The sequence below is a fragment of the Microbacterium sp. NPDC056234 genome, from assembly GCF_042267585.1.
GTDB lineage: Bacteria > Actinomycetota > Actinomycetes > Actinomycetales > Microbacteriaceae > Microbacterium.
In genome coordinates, this window is sequence record NZ_JBHJTE010000007.1 from 24,925 (window position 1) to 38,508 (window position 13,584).

Genomic DNA, 13,584 nt, shown 5'->3' on the forward strand with positions numbered 1-13,584 from the left:
CAACGGATCGAGAGGGATGCAATGGGAATCGATGACGCAGTCAACAAGGGCAAGGACCTCTACGAGGAGCACAAGGACAAGATCGCCGAAGCCGTGAAGAGCGAGCAGGCCGAGGACATCAGCGACAAGGTGCTCGACGGAGTCGCCGACTTCGCCAAGAAGGTCGCACCCGGAGCCGCTGACAAGATCGACGAGATCCGCGACGGAGCCGACAAGGCCGTCGGCAACGAGTAGACACCGAGTTCGGTCAGGGAGCCTCTCTTCACGGAGGGGCTCCCTTTCCGCTACTATCGGGGCAGCCGCCTGGGGACCTTGCGGCTGGGATTGCGAAGGGGTTCGCGATCCCGAACCGCACGGCTGAGCCGTGCACACGACTGGGGAACGATTTTGGGGATCGATGCGTCAACGACGCCTTCTGCGCGTCGCGCGCTGCCGACACGGCAGCCGATCCGCCATGCCTCCGACGGGGATCGGGGCGTCCCTTCGCGCCCCGAACCCCGCGTTCGGCGCGCCCCCTCGCGCTGAACGCATCCCCGCGTGGGGCGAGGCATGGGGATGCCTCGCCCCACGACCTCCCCCTCGGATGCCGGCGCGACACGCCCGGGTTTGCAGAACCGAAATCACCCATGGCACAATAGATAAGTTCCACATTCCTGGGGTGCGCTATGCGTGCCTCGCGGATCACTACCAGGGCAGTGCATAGACGGCGCCTCTTCTAGAGGCAGCAGGGTTCTAGGCCGCGGGTAGAAGAACATCCCCGACACCTCTGCTGAGAGGTTCTGCCGTGCGCCGCGAGGTGCGCGGACTGACAGAAGAACAGTGGTGCGCAGATCGGCTCCCCGGAGCCTGTCGAGTGCCGAGGCGCGAACAGCGTCATCGTGCGTCCAATGCCCCTGAGTCACCCGGCCCAGGACGGTAAGACGCTTAAAGAGAGTGAGCAGACAAATGGCGGGACAGAAGATCCGCATTCGCCTGAAGTCGTATGACCACGAGGTCATCGACACGTCGGCGCGCAAGATCGTCGACACTGTGACCCGTGCGGGCGCAACCGTCGTCGGCCCCGTGCCGCTTCCGACCGAGAAGAACGTCGTGTGCGTCATCCGGTCGCCCCACAAGTACAAGGACAGCCGCGAGCACTTCGAGATGCGCACCCACAAGCGTCTGATCGACATCGTCGACCCGACGCCCAAGGCCGTCGACTCGCTGATGCGTCTCGACCTTCCGGCTGACGTCAACATCGAGATCAAGCTCTGAGGATCGACATGGCTGACATCAACGCAAAGATTTCCAAGGGACTGCTGGGCACCAAGCTCGGCATGACGCAGGTGTGGGATGAGAACGGCAAGATCGTTCCCGTCACCGTCATCGAGCTCGCACCCAACGTGGTCACGCAGGTCCGCACCCCCGAGAAGGACGGCTACAACGCCGTTCAGATCGCTGCGGGTCAGATCGACCCCCGCAAGGTGAACAAGCCCCTTTCCGCTCACTTCGAGGCAGCCGGCGTCACGCCGCGCCGCCACGTCACCGAGATCCGCACGGCGGATGCTGCTGACTACTCGCTTGGTCAGGAGCTCACGGTCGACGGTCTCTTCGAGGCGGGCCAGCTGGTCGACGTCGTCGGCACCAGCAAGGGCAAGGGCACCGCGGGTGTCATGAAGCGCCACAACTTCAAGGGCGTTTCGGCATCGCACGGTTCCCACCGCAACCACCGCAAGCCCGGCTCCATCGGCGCATCGTCGACCCCGAGCCGCGTCTTCAAGGGCATGCGCATGGCCGGCCGTATGGGTGGCGAGCGCGTGACCGTCCTCAACCTCACGGTGCACGCCATCGACGCCGAGAAGGGACTCATGCTCGTCAAGGGCGCCGTCCCCGGTGCGCGTGGCCGCGTCGTCTACGTCCGCAACGCAGTGAAGGGTGCCTGATCATGGCTGACTCGACTCTCGCGCTCGACGTCCTGAAGGCCGACGGCAAGAAGGCCGGCTCCATCGAGCTGCCCGCCGAGCTCTTCGACGTCAAGACGAACATCCCGCTGATCCACCAGGTCGTCGTCGCACAGCTCGCAGCTGCGCGTCAGGGCACCCACTCGACCAAGCGTCGCGGTGAGGTCTCCGGTGCAGGCCGCAAGCCCTTCAAGCAGAAGGGCACGGGTAACGCCCGTCAGGGTTCCATCCGCGCGCCGCACATGACCGGTGGTGGCATCGTCCACGGACCGAAGCCGCGCAACTACGCGCAGCGCACCCCCAAGAAGATGATCGCGGCCGCCCTGCTGGGTGCGCTGAGCGACCGCTTCCGCGGCGAGCGTCTGCACGCAGTCGAGACCTTCGGCATCGACTCCGCTCCTTCGACCAAGACCGCCGCGAGCCTGCTCGCTCAGGTCGCCGGCCCGAAGAACATCCTGGTCGTCACCCAGCGTGACGATGAGGTGACGCTCAAGTCCGTTCGCAACCTGCCGAACGTGCACTGGCTCACCTACGACCAGCTCAACGCCTACGACGTGCTCGTCTCCGACGACATCGTCTTCACCAAGGCCGCGCTCGAGGCGTTCATCGCTTCGAAGACCGGCGCAACCGAGGAGGTCTCGGCATGACCGAGCAGGCAACCGTCCTGACGACCGCTCTCAACAAGGACCCGCGCGACATCATCCTGAAGCCGGTCGTGTCCGAGAAGAGCTACTCGCTCATCGACGAGGGAAAGTACACGTTCCTCGTGGACCCGCGCGCCTCCAAGACTGAGATCAAGCTCGCCATCGAGAAGATCTTCGACGTCAAGGTCGCAGCGGTCAACACGATCAACCGCGTCGGCAAGGCCCGTCGCACCCGCTTCGGCACCGGTAAGCGCAAGGACACCAAGCGCGCCATCGTCAGCCTGAAGTCGGGCACCATCGACATCTTCACGGCAATCGGCTGATCCGGGGGATAAAGGACAATCATGGCTATTCGCAAGTACAAGCCCACGACCCCGGGTCGTCGCGGTTCGTCGGTGGCCGACTTCGCCGAGATCACCCGATCGACGCCCGAGAAGTCGCTGCTGCGTCCCCTGTCGAAGACCGGTGGCCGTAACAACCAGGGCCGCATCACGACCCGTCACATCGGTGGTGGCCACAAGCGCCAGTACCGTGTCATCGACTTCCGTCGCAATGACAAGGACGGCGTCAACGCCAAGGTCGCTCACATCGAGTACGACCCCAACCGCACCGCACGCATCGCACTGCTGCACTACTTCGACGGCGAGAAGCGCTACATCCTCGCGCCGAACAAGCTGAGCCAGGGCGACGTCGTCGAGTCGGGTGCATCGGCCGACATCAAGCCGGGCAACAACCTGCCGCTGAAGAACATCCCCACCGGTACCGTGATCCACGCGATCGAGCTCCGCCCCGGCGGCGGCGCGAAGCTGGCTCGCTCTGCGGGGACTTCGGTGCGTCTCGTCGCCAAGGATGGCGCCTTCGCGCAGCTTCGTCTGCCGTCCGGCGAAATCCGCAACGTCGACGCACGCTGCCGCGCCACCATCGGCGAGGTCGGCAACGCCGAGCAGTCGAACATCAACTGGGGCAAGGCCGGCCGCAAGCGCTGGAAGGGCGTCCGCCCGACCGTGCGTGGTGTCGCCATGAACCCGGTCGACCACCCGCACGGTGGTGGTGAGGGCAAGACGTCCGGTGGACGTCACCCCGTCACTCCTTGGGGCCAGGCTGAGGGTCGTACCCGTCACGCCAACAAGGAAAGCGACAAGTACATCGTGCGTCGTCGTAACGCCGGCAAGAAGCGTAAGTAGGAGTAAGAGAAGATGCCTCGCAGTCTTAAGAAGGGCCCCTTCGTCGACGAGCACCTGCTTCGCAAGGTGGTCGTGCAGAACGAAGCCGGCACGAAGAACGTCATCAAGACCTGGTCGCGACGCTCGATGATCATCCCCGCCATGCTGGGACACACCATCGCCGTCCACGACGGTCGCAAGCACATCCCCGTGTTCGTGACCGAGACCATGGTCGGTCACAAGCTGGGCGAGTTCGCGCCCACCCGCACCTTCCGCGGCCACGTGAAGGACGACAAGAAGGGCCGCCGCCGCTGACGCGGGGGCGATAGAGGAGAGAGAAATGGTGGAGTCCATCGCACGCGTGCGACACATCCGCGTGACCCCTCAGAAGGCTCGTCGTGTCGTCGCGCTCATCAAGGGCAAGCAGGCCCAGGAGGCTCTCGCGATCCTGAAGTTCGCACCGCAGAGCGCCAGTGAGCCGATCTACAAGCTTGTCGCGTCGGCCATGGCCAACGCACAGGTGAAGGCGGATCGTGACGGCGAGTACCTCGACGAGCAGGACCTGTACGTGGCGAACGCCTACGTCGACGAGGGCACGACGCTCAAGCGTTTCCGCCCCCGTGCACAGGGTCGCGCTTTCCAGATCAAGAAGCGCACGAGCCACATCACGGTCGTGCTCTCGACGCCGGAGGTCGCTGCCGCGGCCGAGGGCGACAGCAAGAAGAAGGCGAGCAAGTAATGGGACAGAAGGTAAACCCGTACGGCTTCCGCCTCGGTATCACCACCGACCACGTCTCGCGCTGGTTCTCTGACTCGACGAAGCCGGGTCAGCGCTACGCGGACTACGTCGCCGAGGACATCAAGATCCGTAACCTGCTGAAGACGCAGCTGGATCGTGCCGGCGTCAGCAACATCGAGATCGAGCGGACCCGTGACCGCGTGCGTGTGGACATCCACACCGCGCGCCCCGGTATCGTCATCGGTCGTCGTGGTGCTGAGGCCGAGCGCATCCGTGGTGACCTCGAGAAGCTCACCGGCAAGCAGATCCAGCTGAACATCCTCGAGGTCAAGAACCCCGAGGCCGACGCTCAGCTCGTCGCGCAGGGCATCGCCGAGCAGCTCTCTGCTCGTGTGGCGTTCCGTCGTGCGATGCGCAAGGGTCTGCAGGGCGCTCAGCGCGCCGGCGCCAAGGGCATCCGCATCCAGGTCTCCGGCCGTCTCGGCGGCGCCGAGATGAGCCGTTCGGAGTTCTACCGCGAGGGTCGTGTGCCGCTGCACACGCTGCGCGCGAACATCGACTACGGCTTCTACGAGGCCAAGACCACCTTCGGCCGCATCGGCGTGAAGGTCTGGATCTACAAGGGTGACCTCACCAACAAGGAACTCGCTCGCGAGCAGGCAAACGCGCCCAAGTCGCGCGGTCGTGACGACCGCGGTGGCGACCGTCGCCGTGGCCCTCGCAACGAGGCCCCCGTCGCAGAAGGAGCGTCTGCCTGATGCTTATTCCCCGTAAGGTCAAGTTCCGCAAGCAGCACCACCCGGGGCGCAGCGGCCAGGCAACCGGCGGCACGAAGGTCTCCTTCGGCGAGTACGGTATCCAGGCGCTCACCCCCGCGTATGTGACGAACCGTCAGATCGAGTCCGCTCGTATCGCGATGACCCGTCACATCAAGCGTGGCGGCAAGGTGTGGATCAACATCTACCCCGACCGTCCGCTCACGAAGAAGCCGGCCGAAACCCGCATGGGTTCCGGTAAGGGTTCGCCGGAGTGGTGGGTCGCAAACGTCAAGCCGGGTCGCGTCCTCTTCGAGGTCGCCGGCGTCAGCGAGCAGCTCGCTCGCGAAGCACTGACCCGTGCCATTCACAAGCTGCCTCTCAAGGCACGCATCATCAAGCGCGAGGAGGGCGACGCGTAATGGCGATCGGCACCAAGGAGCTCGCTCCCAGCGAGCTCGACACGTTCGAAGACCAGCGCCTCGTCGAGGAGCTGCGTAAGGCCAAGGAGGAGCTGTTCAACCTCCGTTTCCAGTCGGCCACCGGCCAGCTGGAGAGCCACGGCCGCATCCGCGCCGTCAAGCGCGACATCGCGCGCCTGTACACCGTGATCCGTGAGCGCGAGCTGGGCATCCGTGCGACGCCCGCTCCGGTCGAGGCTCCGGCCAAGAAGGCGTCCAAGGCAAAGGCGAAGAAGGCCGACTCGGCTGACGCGCCGAAGGAGGAGGCCGAGTAATGGCTGAGAAGAAGGCTGCCGTCAAGGCGGACACCGTGGAGCACGGCGAGCACGATGTGCGCGACGCGGACGCTCGCGGTTACCGCAAGTCGCGCCGTGGATACGTCGTCAGCGACAAGATGGACAAGACCATCGTCGTCGAGGTCGAAGACCGCGTGAAGCACCCGCTGTACGGCAAGGTCATCCGCCGCACCTCCAAGGTGAAGGCGCACGACGAGGGCAACACCGCCGGCATCGGCGACCTGGTCCTCATCAACGAGACCCGGCCGCTCAGCGCCACCAAGCGCTGGCGTCTGGTTGAGATTCTGGAGAAGGCCAAGTGATTCAGCAGGAGTCCCGCCTCAAGGTCGCCGACAACACCGGCGCGAAGGAACTGCTCACCATCCGCGTCCTCGGCGGCTCGCGCCGTCGTTACGCCGGCCTGGGTGACACCATCGTCGCGACCGTCAAGGACGCGATCCCTGGCGGAAACGTGAAGAAGGGCGACGTCGTCAAGGCGGTCATCGTCCGCACCAAGAAGGAGACGCGCCGTCCCGACGGTTCGTACATCAAGTTCGACGAGAACGCCGCCGTGATCCTGAAGAACGACGGGGAGCCCCGCGGCACCCGTATCTTCGGACCGGTCGGTCGTGAACTTCGCGACAAGAAGTTCATGAAGATCGTCTCGCTCGCCCCGGAGGTCATTTGATCATGGCGAACATCAAGAAGGGCGACCTGGTTCAGGTCATCACGGGCCGCAAGCAGGACAAGGGCGGCGACCGCGGCAAGCAGGGCAAGGTTCTCGAGGTCATCGTGGCCGAGAACCGCGTCATCGTCGAGGGCGTCAACTACGTCACCAAGCACACGCGCGTCGGCCAGACGCAGCGCGGCACGAAGACGGGCGGCATCGAGACCATCGAGGCTCCCATCCACATCTCCAACGTCCAGGTCATCGACCCCTCGACGAAGAAGCCGACCCGCGTCGGCCACCGCGTCGAGGAGCAGACCAAGGACGGCGTGAAGCGCACCGTCCGTGTGCGTTACGCGAAGAAGTCAGGTAAGGACCTCTGATGAGCACCGACACTGCCGCGCCGGCTGGCAAGATCCAGCCGCGCCTGAAGCAGAAGTACAAGGCCGAGATCCAGCAGAAGCTGCAGGAAGAGTTCGGCTACCAGAATGTGATGCAGATCCCCGGCATCGTCAAGGTCGTCGTCAACACCGGTGTCGGTGAGGCGGCTCGCGACAGCAAGGTGATCGATGGTGCGGTCGACGACCTCACCAAGATCACCGGCCAGAAGCCGATCGTCACGAAGGCCCGCAAGTCCATCGCGCAGTTCAAGCTGCGTGAGGGCCAGGCCATCGGTGCGCACGTCACCCTCCGTGGCGACCGTGCGTGGGAGTTCATCGACCGCCTGGTCTCGCTCGCACTGCCCCGTATCCGCGACTTCCGCGGCCTCTCGGCCAAGCAGTTCGACGGCAACGGCAACTACACCTTCGGTCTCCAGGAGCAGAGCGTGTTCCACGAGATCGATCAGGACAAGATCGACCGCGTTCGCGGCTTCGACATCACCGTGGTGACGACGGCGAAGACGGATGACGAGGGTCGCGCACTTCTGCGTCACCTCGGCTTCCCCTTCAAGTCCGAAGACGCCAAGGCGTGATGCGGTGACGCGGGGAGGGACGCCGCAAGGCGCCCTCCCCGCGTGCCGTACAATTGAAGATTGCGTGCTCATCGCAGGCCGTCTGTCGTGTAACGGCAGCCGGAACCTCATGACTGAAAGAAGAACACAATGACAATGACAGACCCGGTCGCAGACATGCTGACCCGTCTGCGCAACGCGAACTCGGCGCACCACGACTCCGTGACGCTCCCGTCGAGCAAGCTGAAGACGCACATCGCAGAGATCCTCCAGCAGGAGGGCTACATCTCCAGCTGGGAGGTCACCGACGCCCGCGTCGGCAAGAACCTCACGTTGTCGCTCAAGTACGGTCCCAACCGTGAGCGCTCCATCGCCGGCATCAAGCGCGTTTCGAAGCCCGGCCTCCGCGTCTACGCGAAGTCCACGGAGCTTCCGAAGGTCCTCGGCGGCCTCGGCGTCGCCATCCTGTCCACCTCCTCCGGTCTTCTCACCGACCGTCAGGCAGAGCAGAAGGGCGTGGGCGGAGAAGTTCTCGCCTACGTGTGGTGATACGAAATGTCGCGTATTGGACGACTTCCCATCGAGATTCCCGCGGGCGTGACCGTTTCGGTCGACGGCCGTGAGATCGCGGTGAAGGGCCCCAAGGGTGAACTCACCCTCACGGTGGCCAGCCCCATCGAGGTCGCGGTCGAGGAGAACCAGGTTCTCGTCTCTCGCCCCGACGACGAGCGCGAGTCGCGGTCGCTTCACGGCCTGACCCGCACGCTCATCAACAACAACATCATCGGCGTCACCCAGGGCTACACCAAGGGCCTCGAGGTCGTCGGCACCGGTTACCGCGTGCAGCAGAAGGGCAGCTCGGTCGAGTTCGCCCTCGGCTTCTCGCACCCGGTTCTGATCGACCCGCCCGCCGGTATCACCCTGACGGTCGAGGGCAACAACAAGCTCACGGTCAGTGGCATCGACAAGCAGGCTGTCGGCGAGGCAGCTGCGAACATCCGCAAGATCCGCAAGCCCGAGCCGTACAAGGGCAAGGGTGTCCGCTACGCGGGCGAGGTCGTGCGTCGCAAGGCCGGAAAGAGTGGTAAGTAACCATGGCTCTCAAGTCAAAGTCTGACGCCCGCGCGCGTCGTCACGCCCGTCTTCGCAAGAAGATCGTCGGCACCGAGCTGCGTCCGCGTCTCGTCGTGAACCGCTCCGCCCGCCACGTCTTCGTCCAGCTGGTCGACGACAGCAAGGGCCACACCGTGGCCTCGGCATCCACGCTCGAGACCGACGTTCGTGGTCTCGAAGGCGACAAGACCGCCAAGGCCCGCAAGGTCGGCGAGCTCGTCGCCGAGCGCGCGAAGGCTGCCGGTGTTTCCGAAGCCGTGTTCGACCGTGGCGGAAACCGCTACGCGGGTCGTGTCGCGGCGATCGCCGATGGCGCTCGTGAAGGAGGGCTGGCACTGTGAGTGACAACAAGGAGAACGAAGTGACCGAAGCGGCAGCTGCCACTTCCGAGACGGCCGCCGGCACCACGCAGGCCGAGCCGCAGCGTGAAGGCCGCCGCGGCGGTCGTGACCGCAACCAGGGTGGCCGTGACCGCAACTCGCGCGACCGTGGGGACAACCAGTTCCTCGAGCGCGTCGTCACCATCAACCGCGTCTCCAAGGTCGTGAAGGGTGGACGTCGCTTCAGCTTCACCGCCCTCGTGGTCGTCGGTGACGGCAACGGTCTGGTCGGCGTCGGCTACGGCAAGGCCCGTGAGGTGCCCCTGGCCATCTCGAAGGGTGTCGAAGAGGCCAAGCGCAACTTCTTCCGCGTCCCCCGTGTCGCGAAGACCATCCCGCACCCCGTGCAGGGTGAGGCCGCGGCCGGTGTCGTGCTGCTTCGTCCGGCTGCTGCCGGTACCGGTGTTATCGCCGGTGGCCCGGTTCGCGCCGTGCTCGAGTGCGCCGGCATCCACGACGTGCTGTCGAAGTCGCTCGGCTCGTCGAACACGATCAACATCGTGCACGCGACGGTTGCTGCCCTGAAGCAGCTCGAGGAGCCCCGTGCGGTCGCCGCACGTCGTGGCCTCGAGTTCGACCAGGTCGCACCGGCGCGTCTCGTCCGCGCGGAGGCCGAGGCGGCCGCAGCGCAGAAGGTAGGTGCCTGATGGCTGCGCGCCTCAAGGTCACGCAGATCAAGTCCAAGGTGAGCGAGAAGCAGAACCAGCGTGACACGCTGCGCAGCCTCGGTCTGAAGCGGATCGGTGACACCACCGTCCGCCCCGACGACGCGCAGACGCGCGGTTACGTCCGGACCGTCGCCCACCTCGTCAAGGTTGAGGAGATCGACTAATGGCTGAGAAGAACGAAGCCGTCGAGGCTGAGAAGGCCCCCAAGAAGGCTGCCGCCCCCAAGGCTGCTGCCTCGAAGGCCACGGCTGAGAAGAAGGCTCCGGCTGCCAAGAAGCCGGCCGCCAAGAAGCCTGCTGCCAAGAAGGAAGCCGCGACCACGCGTCCCGGCGTCCTGAAGGTGCACCACCTGCGTCCGGTCCCCGGCGCCAACACCGCGAAGACCCGTGTCGGTCGCGGTGAGGGCTCCAAGGGCAAGACGGCCGGTCGTGGCACGAAGGGCACCAAGGCCCGCAACACCGTTCGCGTCGGATTCGAGGGTGGGCAGATGCCGCTGCACATGCGCACCCCGAAGCTGCGCGGCTTCAAGAACCCGTTCCGCGTCGAGTACCAGGTCGTGAACCTGGAGAAGCTCGCCGAGCTCTACCCCAAGGGTGGAGACGTCACCGTCAGCGACCTGGTCGCCAAGGGTGCCGTGCGCAAGAACGAGAAGGTCAAGGTCCTCGGCAACGGGGACATCGCGGTGAAGCTCACCGTCTCGGTCGATAAGGTCTCGGGTTCTGCCGAGCAGAAGATCGTGGCGGCCGGCGGTTCCGTCAAGTAACCACAGCCCAGAGGGGTCGGAGAATTCTCCGGCCCCTCTGTGCGTTACTCTGGTCTTTCGGCCGTCAGCTGTGTCGACGGCGACCTTTCTGGAGGAAATCCCTTGTTTAGCGCCATTGCGCGGATCTTCCGCACGCCCGACCTCCGTCGGAAGATCGGTTTCACACTGGCGATCATCGCCCTGTACCGGTTCGGCTCGCACATCCCGGCTCCGTTCGTGAACTTCCCGAACGTCGAGCAGTGTCTGGCACTCACCTCGGGCACCGAGGGGCTGCTGAGCCTGGTCAACCTCTTCTCGGGCGGAGCACTGCTCCAGCTGTCGATCTTCGCGCTGGGTGTGATGCCGTACATCACGGCGACGATCATCACCCAGCTGCTGCGCGTCGTCATCCCGCACTTCGAGACCCTTCACAAGGAGGGCCAGGCGGGGCAGGCGCGTCTCACGCAGTACACGCGATACCTGACCATCGCCCTGGCACTGCTGCAGTCGACGACTCTCGTCACCGTGGCGCGCAGCGGTCAGCTGTTCGGAACGACCGACGTCGCGGCCTGCCAGAACCTGCTGACCAACGACGTGTGGTGGGCGCAGCTGCTGATGATCATCACGATGACCGCCGGTACCGGCCTCATCATGTGGTTCGCCGAGCTCGTCACCGAGCGCGGCATCGGCAACGGCATGTCGCTGCTCATCTTCACCTCGATCGCCGCGACCTTCCCGTCCGCCATGTGGATGATCTGGGAGGCCAAGGGCTTCGAGGTCTTCCTCCTCGTCCTCGCCGTCGGCATCGTCGTGATGGGACTCGTCGTCTTCGTCGAGCAGTCGCAGCGCCGCATCCCGGTGCAGTACGCCAAGCGCATGGTCGGACGCCGCACCTATGGCGGGACGAACACCTACATCCCGATCAAGGTGAACATGGCCGGTGTGATCCCGGTGATCTTCGCCTCGTCGCTGCTGTACATCCCGATGCTCATCGCACAGTTCAACACGCCGCAGGACGGCTCGGAGCCGGCCGCATGGGTCACGTGGGTCTCGCAGTACTTCACCACCGGTGACCACCCGCTGTACATGGCGGTGTACTTCCTGCTCATCATCGGCTTCACGTACTTCTACGTCGCGATCACGTTCAACCCCGTCGAGGTCGCCGACAACATGAAGAAGTACGGCGGGTTCATCCCCGGCATCCGTGCCGGTCGTCCGACGGCCGAATACCTCGACTACGTGCTGACGCGCATCACCTTCCCGGGATCCATCTACCTGGGTCTGATCGCTCTCATCCCGCTGGTGGCGCTGGCCACCGTCGACGCGAACCAGAACTTCCCGTTCGGTGGTGCGTCGATCCTCATCATCGTGGGTGTGGGTCTCGAGACGGTCAAGCAGATCGACGCTCAGCTTCAGCAGCGCCATTACGAAGGGCTCCTCCGATGACAGCATCCGCACGTCTCCTCATCGTCGGCCCGCAGGGCTCCGGCAAGGGCACGCAGGGTGTTCGCGTCGCAGAGTCCTACGGCATCCCCGTGGTCTCCACCGGCGACATCTTCCGTGCCAACATCAAGAACGGCACCGAGCTGGGCCAGAAGGTCACGTCGATCCTCGACCGTGGCGACCTGGTGCCGGATGAGCTCACGAGCGAGATCGTGCGCGACCGGCTGTCGCAGGAGGACGCCGCGAACGGCTTCCTGCTGGACGGGTATCCGCGCAACGCCGCCCAGGTCACGCACCTCGAAGCGTTCCTGACTGCACGCGGCGAGGCTCTGGATGCCGTGATCCTTCTGGACGTCCCGCGTGAGGAGAGCATCGAGCGGCTGCAGCTGCGGGCTTCGGAGCAGGGGCGCTCGGACGACACGACCGAGGCCATCGCGCACCGTCTGGACATCTACGAGCACGAGACGGCTCCGATCCTGGAGACGTATTCCGAGCGCGGGATCGTCGACCGCATCGACGGCGTCGGCTCGCTCGACGAGATCACCGAGCGCATCTCCGCGGCGCTGGACGCCCGCGGCCTGCGCGTGACGGTCTGAGCGTGTTCCGCCGCTCGATCTACAAGACCCCCGCGCAGCTGCGCGCGATGGTCGAACCAGGACTCATCACCGCGGCATCCCTGGATGCGGCCACGGCGGCGATTCTGCCCGGCGCGACGACGGAATCGGTGGATGCCGCGGCATCCGCCGCCGTCCTCGCCCGCGGCGCGGAGTCCAACTTCAAGCTCGTTCGCGGCTACAGCCACACCACCTGCATCTCGGTCAACGAGCAGGTGGTGCACGGCATCCCGGGTTCTCGGGTGCTCGAGCCGGGCGACATCGTGTCGGTGGACAGCGGTGCGCAGTTCCAGGGCTGGAACGGCGACAGCGCGCGCACGATCGTGATTCCGGATGCGTCGCGGCCTGAGGTTGTGTCTGCGCGGCTCGAACTGTCGCGGGTGACTGAGGGCTCGATGTGGGCCGGCATCGCGGCGATGGCGTCTGCGCGGCACCTCGGAGACATCGGCGCCGCCATCCAGGACTACATCGAGGCGCAGGGGGACTACGGCATCCTGCGCGAGTACGTCGGCCACGGCATCGGACGCAAGATGCACGAAGCCCCCAGCGTGTTCAACTACCGGACACCGGATGCCGGGGCAGAGGTCAAGCCCGGCCTGGTGCTCGCCATCGAGCCGATGGTGACCGCCGGCGGCGAGGCCACGTTCGTGGAGGACGACGACTGGACCGTCTCCACGGTCGACGGCAGCGACGGCTCCCACTGGGAGCACAGCGTCGCCGTGCACGCGGACGGCATCTGGGTGCTGACGGCGGTGGACGGCGGGGCCGCCGGCCTCGCGCCCTTCGGCGTCGTTCCGACCCCCTTCGCGTAGCGCCGGCTTTCCTGCCCGCCGGTCGGCCCTTCGCGTGGTTCGCGCACTCGCGGAGTCGCCGGGGGAGAGCATCAGCCGTGCTGCGATCCTCTGGAGCGGAAGGGGCGGGGCAGGGCGCGGATAGGGGGCTCACAACGGGCGCATAGGATGGGGCGGCAGGATTGTCGTGCGGCGCTGCGCGCGCCGGAAGACTTCGCAGGAGGGCCGCGCGAACGC

At 65.5% G+C, this 13,584-nt stretch carries 24 protein-coding genes; all 24 read left to right on the plus strand.

Annotated elements, in window-relative coordinates:
- The first annotated feature begins 21 nt into the window (after positions 1–21).
- The 24 genes from ACFCYE_RS16960 (at position 22) to map (ending at position 13,368) form a co-directional block, all read left to right on the plus strand.
- On the plus strand, positions 22–234 hold the full coding sequence (locus ACFCYE_RS16960; protein ID WP_376180639.1) for a hypothetical protein: 213 nt from the start codon (positions 22–24) through the stop codon (positions 232–234).
- A 711-nt stretch (positions 235–945) separates the two neighbouring features.
- Positions 946–1,254 carry a 30S ribosomal protein S10 gene (gene rpsJ, locus ACFCYE_RS16965; protein ID WP_017201594.1) on the plus strand — a complete coding sequence of 103 codons (309 nt, stop codon included), beginning with the start codon at positions 946–948 and terminating at the stop codon, positions 1,252–1,254.
- 8 nt (positions 1,255–1,262) lie between these two features.
- Positions 1,263–1,922 carry a 50S ribosomal protein L3 gene (rplC, locus tag ACFCYE_RS16970; RefSeq protein ID WP_376180641.1) on the plus strand — a complete coding sequence of 220 codons (660 nt, stop codon included), beginning with the start codon at positions 1,263–1,265 and terminating at the stop codon, positions 1,920–1,922.
- A gap of 2 nt (positions 1,923–1,924) precedes the next feature.
- Positions 1,925–2,587 (plus strand): 50S ribosomal protein L4, encoded by a 663-nt coding sequence (gene rplD, locus ACFCYE_RS16975; protein ID WP_376180642.1) that lies wholly within the window; start codon positions 1,925–1,927, stop codon positions 2,585–2,587.
- On the plus strand, positions 2,584–2,907 hold the full coding sequence (rplW, locus tag ACFCYE_RS16980) for a 50S ribosomal protein L23 (RefSeq protein WP_376180644.1): 324 nt from the start codon (positions 2,584–2,586) through the stop codon (positions 2,905–2,907). Before rplD ends, rplW begins: the two co-directional genes overlap by 4 nt.
- A gap of 21 nt (positions 2,908–2,928) precedes the next feature.
- Positions 2,929–3,768, plus strand: coding sequence for a 50S ribosomal protein L2 (rplB, locus tag ACFCYE_RS16985; RefSeq protein WP_376180646.1), 840 nt, complete (start codon positions 2,929–2,931; stop codon positions 3,766–3,768).
- A 12-nt stretch (positions 3,769–3,780) separates the two neighbouring features.
- Positions 3,781–4,062 (plus strand): 30S ribosomal protein S19, encoded by a 282-nt coding sequence (gene rpsS, locus ACFCYE_RS16990; protein ID WP_018171448.1) that lies wholly within the window; start codon positions 3,781–3,783, stop codon positions 4,060–4,062.
- Positions 4,063–4,087: 25 nt separating this feature from the next.
- A complete protein-coding gene (rplV, locus tag ACFCYE_RS16995; protein WP_147037973.1) occupies positions 4,088–4,486 on the plus strand; it encodes a 50S ribosomal protein L22 in 399 nt (132 codons plus the stop codon).
- The gene (gene rpsC / locus ACFCYE_RS17000; RefSeq protein WP_264156992.1) at positions 4,486–5,244 is read left to right on the plus strand and encodes a 30S ribosomal protein S3; all 759 of its coding nucleotides are present in this window, start codon (positions 4,486–4,488) and stop codon (positions 5,242–5,244) included. Before rplV ends, rpsC begins: the two co-directional genes overlap by 1 nt.
- Positions 5,244–5,663, plus strand: a complete 420-nt coding sequence (gene rplP, locus ACFCYE_RS17005; RefSeq protein WP_264156993.1) for a 50S ribosomal protein L16 — start codon at positions 5,244–5,246, stop codon at positions 5,661–5,663. The genes rpsC and rplP overlap by 1 nt, the downstream gene beginning before the upstream one ends.
- Complete coding sequence (gene rpmC / locus ACFCYE_RS17010; RefSeq protein ID WP_376180648.1) at positions 5,663–5,977, plus strand: 50S ribosomal protein L29; 315 nt, start codon at positions 5,663–5,665, stop codon at positions 5,975–5,977. The genes rplP and rpmC overlap by 1 nt, the downstream gene beginning before the upstream one ends.
- A complete protein-coding gene (gene rpsQ, locus ACFCYE_RS17015; protein ID WP_264156995.1) occupies positions 5,977–6,300 on the plus strand; it encodes a 30S ribosomal protein S17 in 324 nt (107 codons plus the stop codon). The genes rpmC and rpsQ overlap by 1 nt, the downstream gene beginning before the upstream one ends.
- Positions 6,297–6,665 (plus strand): 50S ribosomal protein L14, encoded by a 369-nt coding sequence (rplN, locus tag ACFCYE_RS17020; protein WP_025102399.1) that lies wholly within the window; start codon positions 6,297–6,299, stop codon positions 6,663–6,665. The genes rpsQ and rplN overlap by 4 nt, the downstream gene beginning before the upstream one ends.
- A gap of 2 nt (positions 6,666–6,667) precedes the next feature.
- Complete coding sequence (gene rplX, locus ACFCYE_RS17025) at positions 6,668–7,027, plus strand: 50S ribosomal protein L24 (RefSeq protein ID WP_376180650.1); 360 nt, start codon at positions 6,668–6,670, stop codon at positions 7,025–7,027.
- Positions 7,027–7,617 carry a 50S ribosomal protein L5 gene (rplE, locus tag ACFCYE_RS17030; protein ID WP_376180651.1) on the plus strand — a complete coding sequence of 197 codons (591 nt, stop codon included), beginning with the start codon at positions 7,027–7,029 and terminating at the stop codon, positions 7,615–7,617. The genes rplX and rplE overlap by 1 nt, the downstream gene beginning before the upstream one ends.
- Positions 7,618–7,746: 129 nt before the next feature.
- On the plus strand, positions 7,747–8,145 hold the full coding sequence (rpsH, locus tag ACFCYE_RS17035) for a 30S ribosomal protein S8 (protein ID WP_376180653.1): 399 nt from the start codon (positions 7,747–7,749) through the stop codon (positions 8,143–8,145).
- Between the two features lie 6 nt (positions 8,146–8,151).
- Entirely contained in the window at positions 8,152–8,688 is a 537-nt protein-coding gene (gene rplF / locus ACFCYE_RS17040; RefSeq protein ID WP_376180655.1) for a 50S ribosomal protein L6, read from the plus strand.
- A gap of 2 nt (positions 8,689–8,690) precedes the next feature.
- Entirely contained in the window at positions 8,691–9,050 is a 360-nt protein-coding gene (gene rplR / locus ACFCYE_RS17045; RefSeq protein WP_376180656.1) for a 50S ribosomal protein L18, read from the plus strand.
- Positions 9,047–9,736 carry a 30S ribosomal protein S5 gene (gene rpsE, locus ACFCYE_RS17050; protein ID WP_376180658.1) on the plus strand — a complete coding sequence of 230 codons (690 nt, stop codon included), beginning with the start codon at positions 9,047–9,049 and terminating at the stop codon, positions 9,734–9,736. Before rplR ends, rpsE begins: the two co-directional genes overlap by 4 nt.
- Positions 9,736–9,921: a 50S ribosomal protein L30 gene (gene rpmD / locus ACFCYE_RS17055; RefSeq protein WP_179432942.1), complete on the plus strand. Its 186-nt coding sequence runs from the start codon at positions 9,736–9,738 to the stop codon at positions 9,919–9,921. The genes rpsE and rpmD overlap by 1 nt, the downstream gene beginning before the upstream one ends.
- Positions 9,921–10,520 carry a 50S ribosomal protein L15 gene (gene rplO / locus ACFCYE_RS17060; RefSeq protein WP_376180660.1) on the plus strand — a complete coding sequence of 200 codons (600 nt, stop codon included), beginning with the start codon at positions 9,921–9,923 and terminating at the stop codon, positions 10,518–10,520. The genes rpmD and rplO overlap by 1 nt, the downstream gene beginning before the upstream one ends.
- 102 nt (positions 10,521–10,622) lie before the next feature.
- Entirely contained in the window at positions 10,623–11,945 is a 1,323-nt protein-coding gene (gene secY, locus ACFCYE_RS17065; protein WP_376180661.1) for a preprotein translocase subunit SecY, read from the plus strand.
- Positions 11,942–12,538: an adenylate kinase gene (locus ACFCYE_RS17070; protein WP_376180663.1), complete on the plus strand. Its 597-nt coding sequence runs from the start codon at positions 11,942–11,944 to the stop codon at positions 12,536–12,538. Before secY ends, ACFCYE_RS17070 begins: the two co-directional genes overlap by 4 nt.
- Before the next feature lie 2 nt (positions 12,539–12,540).
- Entirely contained in the window at positions 12,541–13,368 is an 828-nt protein-coding gene (gene map / locus ACFCYE_RS17075; RefSeq protein ID WP_376180665.1) for a type I methionyl aminopeptidase, read from the plus strand.
- The last annotated feature ends 216 nt before the right edge of the window (positions 13,369–13,584 follow it).